This window comes from Desulfoluna spongiiphila, from assembly GCF_900101345.1.
GTDB classification, from domain to species: Bacteria; Desulfobacterota; Desulfobacteria; order Desulfobacterales; family Desulfolunaceae; genus Desulfoluna; species Desulfoluna spongiiphila.
The window spans coordinates 44,202-62,239 of the sequence record NZ_FMUX01000013.1; the positions used below are offsets into that span (position 1 = coordinate 44,202).

The 18,038-nt window shown below is 58.1% G+C and carries 9 protein-coding genes; 3 read left to right on the plus strand and 6 right to left on the minus strand.

Translation table 11 applies throughout. From position 1 onward, the window contains the following. Positions 1 to 164 precede the first annotated feature (164 nt). From BLQ12_RS16855 to BLQ12_RS16880, 6 genes are all read right to left on the minus strand, one after another. Positions 165 to 773, minus strand: a complete 609-nt coding sequence (locus BLQ12_RS16855; RefSeq protein WP_092212193.1) for a hypothetical protein — start codon at positions 771 to 773, stop codon at positions 165 to 167. A 75-nt stretch (positions 774 to 848) separates the two neighbouring features. After that, positions 849 to 2,426 carry an ABC transporter ATP-binding protein gene (locus tag BLQ12_RS16860; protein WP_092212195.1) on the minus strand — a complete coding sequence of 526 codons (1,578 nt, stop codon included), beginning with the start codon at positions 2,424 to 2,426 and terminating at the stop codon, positions 849 to 851. Continuing rightward, positions 2,423 to 3,457 carry an ABC transporter permease gene (locus BLQ12_RS16865; RefSeq protein WP_092212377.1) on the minus strand — a complete coding sequence of 345 codons (1,035 nt, stop codon included), beginning with the start codon at positions 3,455 to 3,457 and terminating at the stop codon, positions 2,423 to 2,425. The genes BLQ12_RS16860 and BLQ12_RS16865 overlap by 4 nt, the downstream gene beginning before the upstream one ends. Before the next feature lie 573 nt (positions 3,458 to 4,030). Next, positions 4,031 to 5,134, minus strand: a complete 1,104-nt coding sequence (locus tag BLQ12_RS16870; protein WP_092212197.1) for a microcin C ABC transporter permease YejB — start codon at positions 5,132 to 5,134, stop codon at positions 4,031 to 4,033. Between the two features lie 450 nt (positions 5,135 to 5,584). Continuing rightward, on the minus strand, positions 5,585 to 7,423 hold the full coding sequence (locus BLQ12_RS16875; protein ID WP_092212199.1) for an extracellular solute-binding protein: 1,839 nt from the start codon (positions 7,421 to 7,423) through the stop codon (positions 5,585 to 5,587). Then, a complete protein-coding gene (locus tag BLQ12_RS16880; protein WP_175469884.1) occupies positions 7,420 to 10,305 on the minus strand; it encodes a M16 family metallopeptidase in 2,886 nt (961 codons plus the stop codon). The genes BLQ12_RS16875 and BLQ12_RS16880 overlap by 4 nt, the downstream gene beginning before the upstream one ends. Before the next feature lie 533 nt (positions 10,306 to 10,838). Here BLQ12_RS16880 and BLQ12_RS16885 point away from each other — a divergent pair. From BLQ12_RS16885 to BLQ12_RS16895, 3 genes are all read left to right on the plus strand, one after another. Further along, entirely contained in the window at positions 10,839 to 14,039 is a 3,201-nt protein-coding gene (locus BLQ12_RS16885) for a hypothetical protein (RefSeq protein WP_092212203.1), read from the plus strand. Positions 14,040 to 14,163: 124 nt separating this feature from the next. Continuing rightward, positions 14,164 to 16,800: a TonB-dependent receptor gene (locus BLQ12_RS16890; protein WP_139164013.1), complete on the plus strand. Its 2,637-nt coding sequence runs from the start codon at positions 14,164 to 14,166 to the stop codon at positions 16,798 to 16,800. After that, a complete protein-coding gene (locus BLQ12_RS16895) occupies positions 16,800 to 17,708 on the plus strand; it encodes an ABC transporter ATP-binding protein (protein ID WP_217640337.1) in 909 nt (302 codons plus the stop codon). Before BLQ12_RS16890 ends, BLQ12_RS16895 begins: the two co-directional genes overlap by 1 nt. Positions 17,709 to 18,038 lie beyond the last annotated feature (330 nt).

The window sequence follows — 18,038 nt, forward strand, 5'->3', positions numbered from 1 at the left end:
CAGAGTGTAAACGCCGTCAACATCAATGTTCTGTTTTGCCTTTTTCAGGTGTCGGGGTGCAATGTCAACCCCTTGGGTTTCAAGAAAACGAATCATGGAAACATTTGTAGTTGGGGTTTCAAGGGCGATATCCAGGGCGTTTTGCCCATCGATTCGGAGAAATTCTAAGGGGATGACCTTGGCGTGGTGGGCGAGGGCCTCAAGGTGACCATAAATATCAACATATCGGTGTTTCCCGTAAACAGAAGGGAGGAGAGTGTGTTGTGGTCCGGCGGATCGAGGATGGCACCTGCATCGATAAGTTTTTTGAGCCGGTCTACCATTCCGATGTCATCGGTGAATGGGAACCAGAGCTCAAAGAGCCTTGTCCGGCTCTCATCATCTGTTTGCGTGTTGAGATCCATGTCATGATCAGACAGATAGGTTAAAAAACCATCCAGATCGTTTTTCCCGACAAATGTCCGGAGTCGTTTGAGGTGATGTTTTGCCACAAAGGGGGAGGGCTCCGGGTCGGATCGTTTTTCTTCTTGGCGGGTACTGGGTGTGTGGCCGTGGAGAGAAGAGGCGGTTGCGTGCTCCATGTCCCTTCCCAGGGGCGTAACCCTGGGAGGTGGGCTGGTTTCCACGGTGCCTCCTGCGAGGTCGACGGATGGGGCAACGGCTTGGGAAGGGTGATGGTTTGTCCAGGTGTACGCAGAGAGAAACACAACGGCGATAGCCACGCTTCCAGCCGTGAGGTGTTTTACCCTTGCTTTTTGATTTTTGTCGTTCACTGTGACTCCTTGTGAGATACCGGAAGCAGATGGCTTCCCGGCGGGCAGTGGATTGCACGCGCACCGCCACCTGTGTCAGGCCGCCATGGTGCTTCCTTTCATCAGCATCTGTGTGTAGGGGTGATCTGGAGAGTCAAACACGGTGTCGGCCGGGCCGTACTCCAGGAGTTTTCCTTCTTTCATCACCGCGATGTCGTGGCTGATGGCCCGGATGACGTCCAGGTCGTGGCTGATAAAGAGGTAGGAAAGGCCGAGTTTATCCTGGAGTTCTTTTAACAGAGAGACAATCTGGAACTGGATGTTGCGGTCCAGGGACGAGGTGGGTTCGTCTAAAATCACCAGCTTGGGGGAGAGGGCAAGGGCCCTGGCGATGGCGATTCGCTGCTTCTGGCCCCCGGAGAACTGATGGGGGTATTTCATCTTGTCTTCAGGGGAGAGGCCCACGTTGGTGAGGCAGCGATCCACTGTTTTGTCGATATAGGGGCCGGGCATGGAAAAGGCCCTGAGGCCTTCGCCCACGATATCGCCTACGGTCATCTTCGGGTTGAAGCTGCTGTGGGGGTCCTGGAACACCACCTGGATGCTTCGCCTGAGTTGCCTCAAGGGCTCGCCGGTGAGTTCGGACAGGGGCTCTTCGTCAAAGCGCATGGTGCCGGTGGAGGGGATGAGGCGAAGGATGGCCCTGGCCAGGGTGCTTTTGCCGGAGCCGCTCTCTCCCACGACGCCCAGGGTGGTGCCCTCGGTGAGGGTCAGGGAGACCCCGTCGACGGCCCGGACGGGGTTTTCCTTTTTGAATCGGGACTGCCGGGTGTAGGTGACGCCGACCCCTTCGAGCTCAAGGAGAGGTCTCCTCGTCTGGGGCCCTGAGACCGGTCCGCCGTGGCTTTTGTTCAGGAGCATTCTGGTGTAGGGACTTTTGGGGGCGGCAAAGAGTTCCCCTGTCGGGGCGTTCTCCACAATGCGCCCCCCTTTGGCCACCACCACCCGATCGGCATGGGACCGCACCACGGCCAGGTCGTGGGTGATGAGGAGGATGGCCGTGCCGTAGCGGTCCCGAACCCCGGTGATGAGGGTGAGGATCTGTTCCTGGAGGGTGGCGTCCAGGGCTGTGGTGGGCTCGTCGGCCACGATGAGCTTGGGGTTTCCCATAAGGGCCATGGCGATCATGATGCGCTGTTTTTCTCCGCCGGAGAAGGTGTGGGGCAGATGGCCGATGCGCTCCTCCGGGTGCCTGATCCCGGCATCGCCCAGGAGACGCACCGCCTTTTCCATGGCTGTCTTGGACTCCATGCCTTCCACGATGCGGGCCCGTTCAGTCATCTGCCGACCCACGGGGTGCAAGGGGTTCAGGGAGGTGCCCGGCTCCTGGAAGATGTAGGCGATCTCCTGGCCCCTGTAGGCGCGCAGCGCCTTGTCCGAAAGGCCGGTGAGCTCGGTGCCGTCAAAGGCGATGGAGCCCCGTACCTGTGCCCCCAGGTGCTTCTGGAGCTGGACCACGGCGTGGGAGCACACCGATTTGCCGGAGCCGCTTTCCCCCACGAGGGCCACCACCTCGCCCTGGCCCACATCAAAACTCATATCGTAAACAGCAGGGCTCACGCCCTGGCTTGTCTGGAAATCCACGGCCAGATTTCGGATGGAAAGAAGGGTCATGGTGTCTCCTTTTGGGTGTGCTTGGGGTCCATGGCGTTTCGTACGCCTTCTCCGGTGAGGACCAGCAGGGTGAGCATGGAAGCCACGATGGCAAAGGCCGAAAGGCCCAGCCAGGGGGCGTGGAGGTTGGATTTGCCCGCGGCGAGCAGCTCACCAAGGGAGGGAGAGCCCGGCGGCATACCGAACCCAAGAAAGTCCAGGGAGGTGAGGATGCCGATGGAGCCCGAGAGGATAAAGGGAAGAAAGGTCATGGCCGCCACCATGGCGTTGGGCAAAATGTGGCGGGTGATGATCTCCCGGTCTTTCACACCCAGGGCCCGGGCCGCCTGGACGTAGTCGAGCTGCCTTCCCCTGAGGAATTCGGCGCGGACCACGCCCACAAGGCGCATCCACCCGAAGAGGACCATCAGCGCCAGGAGCCACCAGAATCCCGGGGTCATGAAGCTGTTCATGATGATGAGAAGGTAAAGCATGGGAATGCCCGACCAGACCTCCATGAGGCGCTGGCCCCAGAGGTCCACCCGGCCTCCGTAATACCCCTGGACGGCCCCTGCGGCAATGCCCAGGGCCGAGGTGACAAAGGTGAAGGCAAACCCGAAGAGGACCGAGAGGCGAAACCCGTAGAGGATGCGGGCAAAGACGTCCCGGCCCAGGTCGTCGGTGCCCAGGGGGTTGGCAAGGGAGGGCGCCGTGGGGGGGGGAACCGGCAGGTCGTAGCGAATGGTGTCGTAGCTGTAGCGCACCGGCGGCCAGAGGATCCAGCCGTCCTCTTCGATGGCATGGATCAGGTAGGGGTCGGAATAACAGGCCTCAGACGGGAGAAATCCTCCGAATTCCCGGTCGCTGTAGGTGACCACAAGGGGGAAATAGTGCTTCCCTTTATAGTGAACATAAAGGGGCGTGTCGTTGGCGATGATCTCGGCTGCCAGGCTCATGGCAAAGAGAACGCCGAAGACTACCAAAGAGATAAAGGCGCGCCGGTCTCTTCTGAAGACAGACAGGCGTTTGCGTGTAAGGGGCGATAGTTTCATGATGCAGCGTGTATCCATGTGCACGGTTTAAGTCTATGGTTGGGCAAAAAGCTGCCTCCTGCGGCAAGGTGAGCCACCTTGAAAGCTGGTTACCTCAGCGATTTATCCTTCGTTCCTCAGGGTAAATCACTGAGGTATTCGTGGCTTGTCTATTTGTTTGTAACTATAAAGCTATGCCTCCGCTAAGACACTTTTTGAAAAAAGTTCCGGTAATATTCTTTCCTGGCCTCTGCAGGTAGTACGGTTAAACCGACAAAGGGCATGTTGCGACAACGTATGCTTTTCTCCCGGTCCCTGAGAGTCTGTTCGTATGAACCACCTGCTTTTGTATCGGGCGAAGCCCGAGCCGAAGGCCCTTGCGCTTTGGCCCGAGGAACGAGGGACAGAGCGCAAGGGCAATACGTTTTCGAATTGTGGCTTCCATGAGAATGAAACGGGTCTCTCCTGCAAAGACGGTTGCCCCATGTCACACATCACGCGAATGCCCCGAGAACGATGGCATAATAGCTGCCTCCATGCATTCGCCATAGGGTTTCCAGGTGCCCCCACCTGGCCGCCGGAGGCAAGCTTTTATCAGCTCCCCGACGACCCGAAGGAGATCCTGGGGTCCACCAGGGTGTAGGTGAGGTCGCTGACGATGCTCAGGGCCAGTCCCATGAGGGTGAAGATGTAAAGGGTGGCGAACATCACGGGGTAGTCACGCCCCATGGCCGCCTCAAAGCCCATGAGCCCCATGCCGTCCAGGGAGAAGATCACCTCGGTCATGAGGGAGCCTGTAAAGAACATGGAGATAAAGGCCGCGGGAAACCCTGAAATTACAATGAGCATGGCGTTTCGGAAGATATGTCCGTAGAGGATACGTTTTTCCGTGATGCCCTTGGCCCGTGCGGTGGTGACGTACTGGGCGCTGATCTCGTCCAGGAAGGCGTTTTTGGTGAGCATGGCCAGGGAGGCAAATCCGCCGATGACCATGGTGGTGATGGGCAGCACCATGTGCCAGAGGTAATCCAGGATCTTTCCCCAGGTGCTGAGCTGGGCAACGTTGTCCGAGACCAGGCCGCGCAGGGGAAACAGGGTAAGGTAGTTGCCCCCGGCAAAGAAGATAATGAGCACGATGGCAAAGAGGAACATGGGCACGGCATCTCCCACGATGACGGCAAGGGAACTCCAGAGGTCGAACCGGCTGCCGTGGCGAACGGCCTTTGCGATCCCCAGGGGGATGGAGATGAGGTAGATGAGCACCGTGCTCCAGACGCCCAGGGAGATGGAGACGGGCAGCTTTTCTTTGATGAGGTCCACCACACGCTTGTCCCTGAAAAAACTCTCGCCGAAATCAAAGCATGAAAAATCCTTCAGCATTAGGAGGTAGCGGGTGAAGATCGGTTTGTCGAAGTTGTAGAGGCGCTCGATCTCCTTGATCACCTCCGGCGGAATGCCGTCGGCTCCTTTGTACGGTGAAGACGACTCCCCCAGGGCCTCGTCCGTGTCCGAGGGGCCACTCATTTCCTGGCTGCCCGTGGCCCGGTCCACGGCCGAGACCTCGGTGCCGTTGAGCCGGGCGATCATGGTCTCCACCGGCCCTCCCGGGGCCGCCTGAACCAGGAAAAAATTGATGGTGATGATGCCCAAAAGGGTGGGGAAGATCAGAAACACCCGTTTGGCGATGTACTCTTTCATAAGGACTCCGAAAGTAAAAAAACTGCCTTCTATGGTTAAAGTCGGATGAACGACAGGGGCAAGAGGGCTCAGGGTAAAAACCAAAAAGATGCCTCCGGCGGCAAGGTGTGCCACCTTGAAAGCACGTTGCGAATGCGCTTTTCCCTTCGTTCCTCAGGGAAAATCACATTCGCCATTGGTTCAGATTAAACTGAGTCTGTCTTTAAAACCTGTTTATCAAACTTTTCAAAAGTTTGGCCCCCGGCAGGGCCGCCGGAGGCATCTTTAACCGGACTGTCTCCGGCGGCAAGGTGTGCCACCTTGAAAGCAGATTGCGTATGCGGTTTGTCCCTCGTTCCTCGGGCCAAATCACATACGCCTTTGGTTTAACGTAAAAATGTGATGCTGTTTAAAGCCTGTTTGTCAAACTTTTCAAAAGTTTGGCCCCCGGCAAGGCCGCCGTGGTTTTTTTTATTTATGTGTTTTAGAGACCAGGCAGCCGGGCATGGCGGCGTCCTTTTCCGGGGCGACCCACCAGGCGTCGATGCTCAGGCCGTGGGTGGGCAGGGTTTCAGGCCTGCCGAATCGGTCCCAGTAGGCGATGCGGAAGCGGTCGCTGTAGCCGTCGGGGATGATGTAGTACCCGTTGAGCAGGAGCCGGTCCAGGGCTCGGGTTCGTGCCACCAGGGTCTTACGGTCCGGGGCGGCGATGACTTTCTCCACCAGGGCGTCCACGGCGGGGTCGGCGATGCCGCAGAGGTTTCGACTCCCTTTGACCCCGGCGGTTTCGCTGTGCCACATGCCGCGCTGCTCGTTGCCCGGGGAGAGGGACTGGCGGAACCGGGAGAAGATCATCATGTACTCTCTGTTCCGGACTTTTTGGGTGTAGTGGGTGGAGTCCACCAGATGCAGGGTGAGCTCAATGCCCAGGCGTTTCAGGTTTTGCCTGAAGGGAAGGAATTTTTTCTGGGTGGCCTTGGAGCCCATGAGGATTTCCAGTTTCAAGGGCTTTCCATGTGTGTCCCGCATGGCCCCGTCTTTATACGCATACCCTGATTCGGCCAGGATGGCAGCAGCCTCGCGTAGGCGATTGCGGTCCATGCCCGAGCCGTCTCCTTTGTAGAGGGCAAAGGAGGTGGTGAAGATCTCCGGGGGCACCAGGCTTCTTATGGATTCGAGGGCCTTCATTTCCTTGCCCCGGGGCAGTCCGCTGCAGGCGAACTCCGAATTGGAGAAGTAGCTGGTGTGGCGTTTGAGCTGGCCGAAGTAGATTTTGTTGTTGATCCAGTCAAAGTCAAAGGCCCGGGTGAGGGCCCGCCGGACGTTTCGATCGTTCAAGGGGGGCACCTGGGTGTTCATGATGATTCCCCGCATGCCCGAGGGCATGCTGTGGGGGATCTCCTTTTTTTGGATCCATCCCATGTCCACGTTTTTTCCGGTGTATCCGCGGTACCAGTTTTTTCCTGCGCTCTCCCCTTGAAGGTCGTAGTGGCCCGCCTTAAAGGCTTCAAAGGCCACGGTCCGATCCTTGAAGTATTCAAACACCATGTGGTCAAAGTTGTAGCGCCCCTTGTTTACGGGCAGGTCACGGCCCCAGTAGCCGGGAACCCGCTCATAGGTGATCCGTTTGCCCGGTTCCACGGAGGCGATGCGATAGGGGCCGCTTCCCAAGGGGGGCTCAAGGGTGCTTTTGGACAGGTCCCTGTGCTGCCAGTAGTGCGCGGGGAGCACCTTGAGCTGTCCTGCGACATAGGGCAGTTCCCGGCTGCGCTCCTCTTGTTTGAAGTAGAATTTTACGGTGTGCGGGCCAAGGGCCTCCACGCGGTCGATCCCTTTGAAGTAGTTTTTGTAAAAGGGGCTCTCCCTGGTGATGGCCGCAAAGCTGAAGCAGACGTCTTTGGACGTGACGGGGTGTCCGTCGTGGAATGTCGCCCCTTTTCTCAAGTGGAAGACAGCCCAGGCATTGTCGTCTGCCACGGTGAGTGTTTCGGCCAGGAGGCCATAGGCGGTGGATGGCTCGTCCTTGGAGGGCTCCATGAGGGTGTCGTAGATGAAGCTGATGCCTGCGGCGCATCGCCCTTTGACAGCCACGTCGTTGACGTTGTCGAAGGTGCCCACCATGCCTCGCCGGTAGGCGCCTCCCTTGGGGGCGCCTGGGTTGGTGTAGCCAAAGTGGGTGAAGTCTTCTCCGTAGTTCGGGGTGCCGATGAGGGTGACGGCGTGTGTGGTGCGTTCCCCGGCCATGGCCGGCAGGGTGCCGGCCAGAAAAAGGAGAGCCGCCGCGCCCACGTGTATCAGGCGGCGTTTCATGAAGCCTCCCTGGTGTCGGGGGTATAGACGGTGATGTATCCTTTGATGCCGGTGAGGGCCTCTTTGGCCAGGGCGTTGAGTTCGTCACGGGTTGTGCTTCGGAGTACCTGCTCCCGGCTGAGGACCTCGTCCAAGTCCCAGCCGTGGTCCAGGGTCGTTGCAATGGTGTTCAGCCAGTAGCGGTCTTTTTTCTCTACCTGGGCCAGGGTGGTGAGGCTCTGCTTGACGGCCAGTTCCATCTCCTGCTGCGTGACCCCTGTTGTGCCCATGCCCCGGATCATGCCTTCGGTGAGGGGGATGAGTTCATCCACGCGTTGGGGATCGCAGGTAAAGGAGAGGGAGGCCTTGAAAAGTTCAGCCGGTTCTGCCTGGAAGCGCAGTTTAGCCGAGATGGAGTAGACCCCTCCTTTTTCTTCGCGAACCGAGAGTCTGAGCCTGCGTGAGAGGATTCGCCTGAGAATGGAGATCTGCACGCTTTGTTTGTGGGAAAAGGGTGCCTCGAATTCGTAAAAGGCGGAGACCGAGGCTCGGTCCGCAAGGTCTCCCTTGCCGGTGATGCGGATGCTCTCGGGGCCGCCAACGGCTTTAAGCCTGAGGCCCCGGTCAACTTTGTTTTTTTTGTTTGTTGCGGCAGGCAGGTCGCCCAGGTAGCGCGCTGCCAGGTTGGCGATCTTTTCGGGGTTTACATCTCCCACCACGGTGAAGGTAAAGGTTGAAGGGGAGACGAAAAAACCGGTGTAATCGGCAAGGAGGACCTCAGGGGTGAGGCCCGCAAGGTCGCCGATGGCAAGGGGCTGGTCCCGGAATTTGTCGTTGTGGCGGGCCTCGGCAGCGTCTGCCGTAAAGCAGAATTTTTTGTCGTGGGCCCTGGCGTTGATGGTCTGGGTCATCCGTGCTTTATGGATGGAAAGTGCCTTGGGGGAGACCTCCGGGGCCGTGAAATAGAGGCGCAGCATCTGAAAAAGGGTTTCCGCCTCGCTGGTGGCCCCGCCTCCGGAAAAGAGGGTGGCGTTGGCCCCGATGGAGGGGGAGACGTTGATGTCCCGTCCGGCGAGGAACCGGGTTAGCTCTGTCTGGGGGATGCCCGCAAAGCCGCTTTGGTTCACCAGGCCCGCGGCCATGCTCACCCGCTTGTAGTCGGCATCCGGGACGCTGGAGAGCCCCCCTGTGGCCGTGGCTCGGATTAAAAACTCACCGGGGGCGTTGGCCGTGGGTTTTACCACGAGCCGGGTCCCGTTGGAGAGTGTAAAGGCCTGCCCTTCGATGGCGGGCATTTTTTCGGCTTTCACGACATCTCCGCCTTTGGGGGGCGTGGTGACAAGGGCGGTGATGGCCGGGGCCAAGGTGTAGGGCGACAGTTTTTTCCTTTGGACCTTGGCGGCCAGGTTCATGATCTCCGGCTTGGTAAGTGTTTCGGCTTTTCGCTTCTCCGGGAAGGTGAAGATGACCGAGCGGCTGTCAGGGGCCAGGAGCCTTCTGAAAGCCTGGTTGAGGTCGGCTGTGGTGATGGTGCCGGCAGCCTTCAGGTACAGGGCCAGGTCCTGGTTGGGGTCGGTGAGGGAGCCGCCGTAGGTGTCGAATTCACAGATGGCTGCGGCATGGTCAGAGGATTCCACCCGACGATCGGGCCGTGCTGCCTCGGTGAGGGCTTTTTTAAAAGCGCTTTTTTGCTCTGTGAGCTCTTCGGCCAGGAACCCGAACCTGCGGACCCGTTCCATCTCGGCGTAGAGGCCCGAAAGCCCTTCGGATACATTGCCTTTTACGGGGCGGGCCATGAACCGGGCCGTGTGCAGGTCACCCCGGATGTTTGTTACGCGGGCGAAGGCTCGAAGCAGGGGCAGCTCCCGGTCGGTGATTTTTTTTCGGACGCGCCGGTTAAAGGCGGCAAATGCCAGCTGCTCGGTGAGATCCCGTTTAAACCCTTCGCAGGTGGTGGTGGGCTTACGCAGGAAGAAGTGGTCCATGGCCACGGTTCCGGCGGTGAGCTCGGGGTCGGTGATGGTGGTGACACGCAGGCCCGGGGTGAGGGGGACCTCCTTTGAGGCGGCGGCTCGGGCCTTGCGGGGCGCGATACCGCCCATGGCCTTTTCAATGCGCTCCTTCATTTCGGTGGCATCGATATTACCCACCACCACCACGGACATGCGGTCCGGGGTGTAGTTGGCGTCGTAGTAGCCCTTGAGCAAGGGGCGGTTGGCACCCTTCACCACGGGCATCAGGCCGATGGGATCACGCAAGGGGTAGCGTGACCCTGAAAGGAGCACGGCCCGGCTTTTGTCGCCCACGCGCTTTCTTACCCCGTCCCTCATGCGCCACTCCTCGACAATCACGCCCTTTTCCTTTTCGATTTCGCCTTCGTCAAAGAGCAGACCGTCTGCCCAGTCACCCAGGACCAGGAAGGCTTTGTCCAGAAGCTCCGGCCGATCCAGGGGGATGCTGAGTTGGTAGTTGGTGACGTCGGTGGCGGTGTAGGCGTTGGTGTGGGCCCCGAAGGTGAGGCCCGCCTCTTCAAGAAATGCGATGAGCTCGTTGTGCTCAAAGTGGCGGATCCCGTTGAAGGCCATATGCTCCACAAAATGAGCCAGGCCTCGCTCCTCTTCGGTTTCATTGAGAGAGCCGGTGCGGACGTTGAGTCGCAGTTCCACACGGTCCTTGGGGGTGGGATTTTGGCGGATGTAGTACCGGAGGCCGTTTGCCAGTGTACCGGTGAGCACCTGCTCGCTCATGGGCAGGGGGGCGGTTGCCTGACGGGTCGGCTTAAGGGTCCCGCAGGCGCCGCCCAGGGTCAAAAGGGCGATGAGAAAGAACAAAAAGGGGGCTTTGCGTTTCCCGCCGGGGGGCAGGAAGGTGCAGGGGTGAGCAGTCTCGGGGGTGTACATCATGGGCCGTTTACTCCGTAGAAAGTGAATCATAAGGGCTCGGAAAAAAACTGGGTCCCTGTCGACCACACCGGTCTCTCTGGTGCTGCCTGTGAAAGGCCAGTTTTGACTCCCGTTTTTTTTTAGGCACTCCAAAAGAAAGGTTCTGACTACTGGCGTTTGCGCAGATTGTCAACAGGTTTCATTTTTGTTTAATTTAGGTTTATGAAATTAATTTCCTGTTAATCCGGATCGATGTGGCGAATTTGGTATTCCTAAAAAATGATTTAATCCCAAAAAAAACTTGACAGATATCCTGCTGATTGTAGTAGTCCTTGTGCTTCGCTGAAAAGTTAGTCTTGCCGAACTTATCAATGGGCGCAGCCCATGACGGGGACATGGTGTCCTCAGGTGGGGTGAGACGTACGAACGGCTGTGATGAACGATGGCGTTTCAATATCCATCCTTCGCAGACCGCCCGGGCAGTGCCTTGAGCAGGGAGAAGGGAATACCGGGTTCCCGGATATTGAACCGTTTGCAACACGAAGGATGTATCGATGAAACATGTGATGTGGATCAGGCTGTTCCTGGCAGCCGTGACAGCCTTGAGCCTTTCTGCCTGCGGCGGGTCAGGCGGAGGAGGCGCAGCCCCCGGACCGGGGATCACCCTCTCCGGCGTGGTGGAAGACGGCCCCGTTTTCAAGTCCACGGTCTACGCCCTGAACAGGGACGGCAGCGACGGGCTTTACGGGCCTTGTGTCACCGATGAGAAGGGCCGGTTTACCGTGACCGTGGACGCCGGGGTAGACCTGAAGTCGCTCATGCTTTTTGCCCGGGGCGGCAAAGACGGCACCACCGGGCCCGATGGCTTGAATTTCAGGGGGATGGTCATGATGGCTCCCCTGGAGATGTATGAAGGCAAGACACGGTCCGTTGTGGTGAGCCCGGTGACCACCCTGGTGGGCCTTGATGTGGCAAACGGGTCGTCTTTGAGCGCTGCCCGCACTGCCGTGGCCGGTATGCTGAAGGTCTCCGAGGAGAAGCTCACCGCCCGGCCTTCGGTGGAAGGGGGCCACTTTCACGCCAAGACCATGATGCTCTCCTTGGTTGCAACAGCAAGAAGAACCAAGGGGTGTAAGGGAAGCGCCTTTGAGGGGCTTACCTTTTCAGTGGACGGACTCCCCGACACCACGGATCATCCCGAACTTGACGAGGCCGTTGCAGTCATCAAAGGCGCCCTGGAAAGGGGACAGGCGCCTGGTGAGGTGTTTGTAAGGCAGCGGCTTTTGTCATGTCTCACAGATGTGTTGGATGCCAACAGTCCGTCTTCTTCCAAGGAAGATCCGGCATTCAAAACCCGTGCGAGCCGCCTCATCGGAGATATTCTGGCTGCGGCAGGCGGTCGGCCCATTCATCTTGAGAGCATGGCACCCGAACGTGTCATCCGCTGGGTGCTCAGGACCTCCGGTATCGAAACCTACGACACCTTTCTGGGAGACACTTTTCCCGTCCTCATAGGCTGGGTCAGGGACAACACGGAGATCGCATCCATCATCACCCCGGTGGCGTCAAAATACAATATCAGGGAGCCCTTGTTTGCGGGTGAGCTCTTGGGGGACGACAATGCCAAACGGTTGGATTACTACTTTAATTCGGATGCCTCCCATCTGTACAAGGCTGAAAAGCTCATCGAGACGGTGCGGGACGACACGGTCAATGACTACATTTTGGAACGTGTCGCCCTCGGACTGGCCGAAGCCGGTTTTTTTTCCGAGGCGGAACCCATCTTGGACACGAAGATCTTTTCCACTTGGTATCGCGCAGAAGGGTTACGGCGGCTGGGAAAGTCTCTCCTTGAATTTAAGGAACGTACCGGAAGCATTTCCCAAGAGACAGTGGTGGGAGCCTTTGAGAAATCCGAATTCTTGTATAAAAAAAAGATAGAGTCCGTGGGAAAGGCCTTTTTCGATGATAAAGACTCGAGCGGATTGCAGTGTCTCATTAAGGGGTACAGGGATGCGGGCGAGATGGACAGGGCGGATACCCTGACCGATTATATGGAAGAGTGTATCGCCGCCATGTCGGAGTCAAACAAGTCGGCCCTTCCACGTATTATTATTTCCATGGAAAAGACGGCTGAGGCCTATATCGAAGAGGGCAACGAGGCCCAGGCCGCATTGTATCCCGGCGTGATGTTCGCGTTAGCCAAAGAAGTTCCAGCCGATGATGCGGCCAACCCCGATTACCCCGGAAAGGAGGATGATCCCAATGTAGTGGACTATTATCGTTCCAAGGTTTTTTACCTTATTAGGACGTTAGAGATTTACGGCTCTCTATATGAGAATTTCGGAGATGCCTCATACAGAGCCGGCGCCTTGAAGGCTTATTGCGTGATTGAAGAGTTGCGGGACACCTATCCCTTCACAGCGGAAAAAACCGAGTTGTACCTGGCAAATTGGGGTATCCCCTCTCTGTTTGCTATTGGCGAGGACGGCATTGCCCTGGCCCTCACCGATGGGCTTGCTTCAAAATACCGGAAGAAGGTCTACGCTTCGCAGGCCACCAGCAAAGCCGTGGCTGGTGAGGATATGGACGGTGCCTTTGCCGTGGTGGACCTGATCACAGACAAGGACCCTGAAGATGAGGTGGCTTTCAAAGTCGATGCGTTGACTTATTGTGCAGCTAACTCGAAGGTGAAGCGCATAGCGGCCAGCCTTATTGCCAAAGGCTCCCATCGATACTCCCACGCAGTTCAGGCCCTTGAAAGAGCTGGTGGGCTTCTGGACACGTTTACCACGGATGATGGGGAAATTAACTACAAGATCAAGGTGCAGCGGGGGTACGTTAAGTTGGCGTATCTCTATGGGCTGATGGGGAAAATTGCCGAGCAGAAGGCAAACCTTGAAAAAGCGGAATGCCAGGCCCGAAGTACCGCAGGTGCCCTGTGGAAGGTCCAGGCCTTATGCGATACGGCCCAGGGCTGGCATGGGCTCGGCAACAACTCGCGGGTGACCCTGTGCCTTCACGATGCCCGGCTTACGGCCGATGCCGTGCGTGAGGGTGAGGTCGACGCAACAAAGTTAGCCGAAACGTACTATTGGCTAATGAAGGCTTACGAGAGGCTCGGGTACCGAGAGGATGCCTCGGAGGTAGCCAATATATATTCGGCCAAGAGCGGGCTCATTTTTGACGAGTCTCTAACAGACGATCAGTGGGCCACGGGAAGCTATGGAAAGCACGACAAGCTTCTGGAAGATCAGGGAAGAAACCTTATCAAGGCGGCAAAGGTACTGATTGCATTCGAACGATTAGATAACGCCGAGGCCCTTTTGGACAGTGTCATCGCCACTAAAGAGGCATTTTATGATGACGGTGAATGTGTCGATCTTTGTGTCGGCAAGGTGTCCAGCACTGCGGATAAGGGTTGTCTTGTGTATACCTATGCCTGTGCTGGTGCAGTTGAAAAGGCCGTTGACGCGGCCAGGAGCCTTGGTGTGATCTCGGAAATTAATCGGGGAGTCAAAGCGGTTGCGGCTAGCTTGACAGATCGGGATCATTTCCCTGAAAAATCAACATACAGCCCCAAACCTGAACACTGGGTCGCCCAGGTCGATACCGACGGTGACGGTCTGCCCGATTTTTTCAGCCCGTTGGCTTCCCCTGAGGACATCGCCGCATCGGGCCTGACCCTGGACCCGGACAGCGACGGAGACGGCATACCGGATACGACGGACACCCGGCCCCTGTATGCCGATTGAGATCCCCTGTCGAGTGTTTGGTTGAATTATGCGGTGCCGCTGCATGTGCGGCGGGGCGGCTTACCGGTTGTACCCAAGGAGACCTTCCCAGGGAAGGGCCCCTTTCAGATGAAAGAGTAATGCAATGATACGAGGATGTGTGAGGCGATGCGTCGGCCTCGACGGAGGGCGTCGTCCGGGCAGCGGGCGTGCTGCGTGGCTGGTGGTGGCCATGGCTCTGATGGTCGCTGGTGCTGCGGCAACGGCATGGGCTGAAGACACCACTGCAAAGGCCCCGATGGACGTTTCGGCCCCTGAAACAACAGGCCGAGACGTAAATGAAACAGAGATGAAAAAGAACGATGAGGTGGCGGTTGAAGGAGAGGTCCTTACGGTGACGGGCACCCTGGAGAGCAAGGCCTCCGGCGTGTCCATCATGGACAATCGGATGCTTCGGCACCTCTCAGGCGGCAACGGGGATTTAAACGAGCTTCTCCTGGTGCTTCCGGATATCCAGCCGGACGACTCCTGGCGTTCTGCCAAGACAGCCGGGGAGATCCTGCCCGTGAATATCTCCATCTCCGGGGGCAAGGCCTACCAGAACAATTTTTCCGTGGACGGGATCTCCAACAACAGCCTTCTGGATCCGGGGTCCGAGCGCCACCAGGTGGTTAATGATGTGCCCGGCCACCCCCAGGAGATTTTCCTGGATTCGGACCTGGTCGAAGAGGTGGCGGTATACGACAGCAACGTCCCTGCCCGGTTCGGTGATTTTTCCGGCGGGGTGGTGGATGCCAAGACCGTTAAAGCGGGCATCAAGCCCAAGGGCAAGCTCTATTACCGGACCACCCGGAGCCAGTGGACCCATTTTTTTCAGTGGGAAGAGGAGGAGGCCGAAGACGAAGATGACGTCTCTACTGCCCCGCCGTCATCCGACGACGACGTCGACGAAGACCCCCGGTTCGAAAAGCATATCTACGGCGGCAGCCTCAGCATGCCTTTGGGCGATACCCTGGGGGTCTTGGGGTCTGTGAACGAGGTGCGCTCCACCATCTCCAAACGTCATTTCAAGGGGTGGAAGGATGAAAAACGGCACCTGAGAAATATCATGACCAAGCTTTCCTGGGACCCGGACTACCTGAACGCCTTTGAGCTGAGCCTGTTTCACTCTCCCTATGAAGAGGAGCGCTTCCTCTCGGATATCAAAAACAGCGACTATACCATCAAGGGGGGCGGGGATCGCATCCAGGGGCGGTGGAACCGGGGGCTTGGGTTCGGGGCCCTGGAGGTCACCGGGGCGTTTCGAAAGAGCGTGAACGAGCGGGAGGCCCCGAAGGATTATCGCCAATGGGCCGCCACAGCCTCAAAGCCCTGGGGGGCTGATGCCAATTCGAAGTACTCCAAGGAGGGCGGGTACGGGGATATCTCCAAGACCCAGGAGAGCTTTACCACCCGCGCGGACCTGTCGGAGGTCTCCTTTAACGGGTGGGGTGGGCGCCATACCCTGAGCACGGGCATTGCCTACGACCTGACCAAGGGGACCTTCGACCGCAAGGAGACCTCCATGATCTACACGGACCCGGTGACGTCCGATACGGTGATCTCCCCGGGCAACAGCTACGACTGCGATGACAACCAGCAGTACTTCAGCATGCGCAAGGTCTATGACGCCGATGATTCGTCAGCTGTGGTCAACGCCCTGAGCCTCTATGGTCAAGACGAGATGGTGTGCGGGCGCGTGACCCTGAGGCCGGGGCTCCGCGTGGCCGCCAACGATTTCATGGACAATCTGGACCTGGCCCCGAGGATGTCGGCATCCTGGGACAGCTTCGGGGACGGCGGTACGGTGTTCACCTCGGGCTTTAACCGGTACCACAGCGCCACCTTCATTACCTACAAGCTTCGAGAGGCAAAAAAGCCCTACCGCACCGAGGTACGAAAACCGTATCAGGACATGGTCTTTTCCGGGAGCGATCCCTCGGGCACCCTGGGTGGTTTCTGGTGGCCGGTGTCGGATGCCGGGAACAACGTGGAGACCTTTTCGTCCCTTAAAACCCCCTATGCCGATGAATTTCAGGTCGGTGTGGACCAGAGAGTCGGGGGCGGGACCCTGGGGTACAAGTATGTCCGCCGAAAAGGGCGAAATCAGTTCGCGCGGACCTACGGAGCGGTGCAGCCCGACGGCCTGAAGTATTACACCATGACCAACGACGGGTTTTACGACCACGAAAGCCATCGCGTGGCCTGGGGACGCCGTTTCGGCGCCCACAGCCTTAACCTCAACATGACATATCAGGATACCGACGCCTCCAACGGGTCCTACGACAGCGAGGTGGACGATGATCGCGTCTGGTACGGGGACGAGGTGACCTACAAGGCCGAATTGCCCAGAAGCACCTTCAACAAACCCTGGATGGCCAACGCCACGGCCATTGTCTCCCTGCCCGCGCGCATGACCCTGACCACCATCGCCCGGTACCGGGGTTCCTACACCAAGGTGGAGAACACGGGCAATACCAGAGAGGTGCCCGATGATCAGGCCCAGATCAACCCTTTGACGGGGGAGAAGGTCTCTGAAGATCTTCCCGTCTATGCAGAGCGGGACCGCTCCTCCAGTGTGGTGGTGGACTGCAAGCTCCGCTGGAAGCTTCCCTTGTGGGGGCAGAGTGTTTTTACCAGCACCCTGGAGGTAAACAACCTGTTTAACAAAAAAGTCCTGGCCGATGGCAAGAACTACGAGCTGGGCCGCCAGTTCTGGCTGGGTGGTGAGGTGAGTTTCTAATGAAAAGGAGCAACGAGACCATGTCGGACACGGTGATCCAGGTGGACAACCTGTGCCACAGTTACGGGGGCAAGGATGTGCTAAGGGGCCTGACTTTTGAGGTGAAGAAGGGGCGCATCTTCGGGCTCCTCGGGAAGAACGGGGCGGGGAAGAGCACCACCATCAATATCATGATGGGGTTTCTGTCTCCCAAAGAGGGGGTGTGCCGGATCTTTGGCGAGCCTTCCCACAGCCTGCGGCCGGAGACAAGGGCCCGCATCGGGCTGCTGCACGAAACCTTTCTCCAGTACGAATTTTTCACCATCGGGCAGGCCGAACGATTTTACGCCTCGTTTTACCCGACGTGGAACCACGGGGTGTTCCGGGATCTCATGGACCGGCTGGGGCTCCCGGACAACCGCAAGATCCACCGCATGTCGTGCGGCCAGCGGTCCCAGGTGACCCTGGCGCTTATCCTGGCCCAGATGCCTGAGCTGATGATTTTAGACGATTACTCCCTGGGGCTGGACGCCGGGTACCGGCGCCTGTTTCTCGACTACCTTGTGGCCTATGCGGAACGGTACGGCACCACCATTCTCATTACCTCCCACATTGTCCAGGACCTGGAGCGGTTCGTGGACGATATCGTGATCCTGGACCAGGGACGCACCCTTGTGAGCAGCAGCCTCCACCGGTTTACTCAAGGATTTCGCTGTTACGGGCTTCCCGGCAACGGGGGAGAGACCATGGCAGCCGACGGGGTCATAGCTCGCACGGAGAGCCTTGGCGATCGGCAATATCTCTACAGCTTTGAATCCGAAAATGACGTGCGGACTCATCTGGACGCCCTGGGCATGGATGCCACAGGGCTTGCGCCGGTCTCCATGACCCTGGAGGACGCCTTTATCGGGTTGACCGGGAAATATTGATTCGCAGGTAGCGATTAAACGTATGATCCGGCGGCTCTGTTGGGGGTTAAGTTTTTTAAACGTTGAATAAATAGTCCTTAATGGTCCGTTTTGAATGACGTTGGGGTTTTGGGCATCGTTTGGGCCGCGACCTTCGAAAAAACCGAGAAAGATCGACTGAAACGGAGCGCCGCACTCCGGTGCGGCTTTTTAGTCCGTCGCTGCCCGTGCCGCGCAGGAGTGCGGCGCTCCAGGGGATAAGGGGGGTTGGGCGGTTATGGAAATATGCCGATGGTCCAAACGATGATGAAGGCCGACGTTTGATTTAAAGGCGGATGTGATTTGACCCGG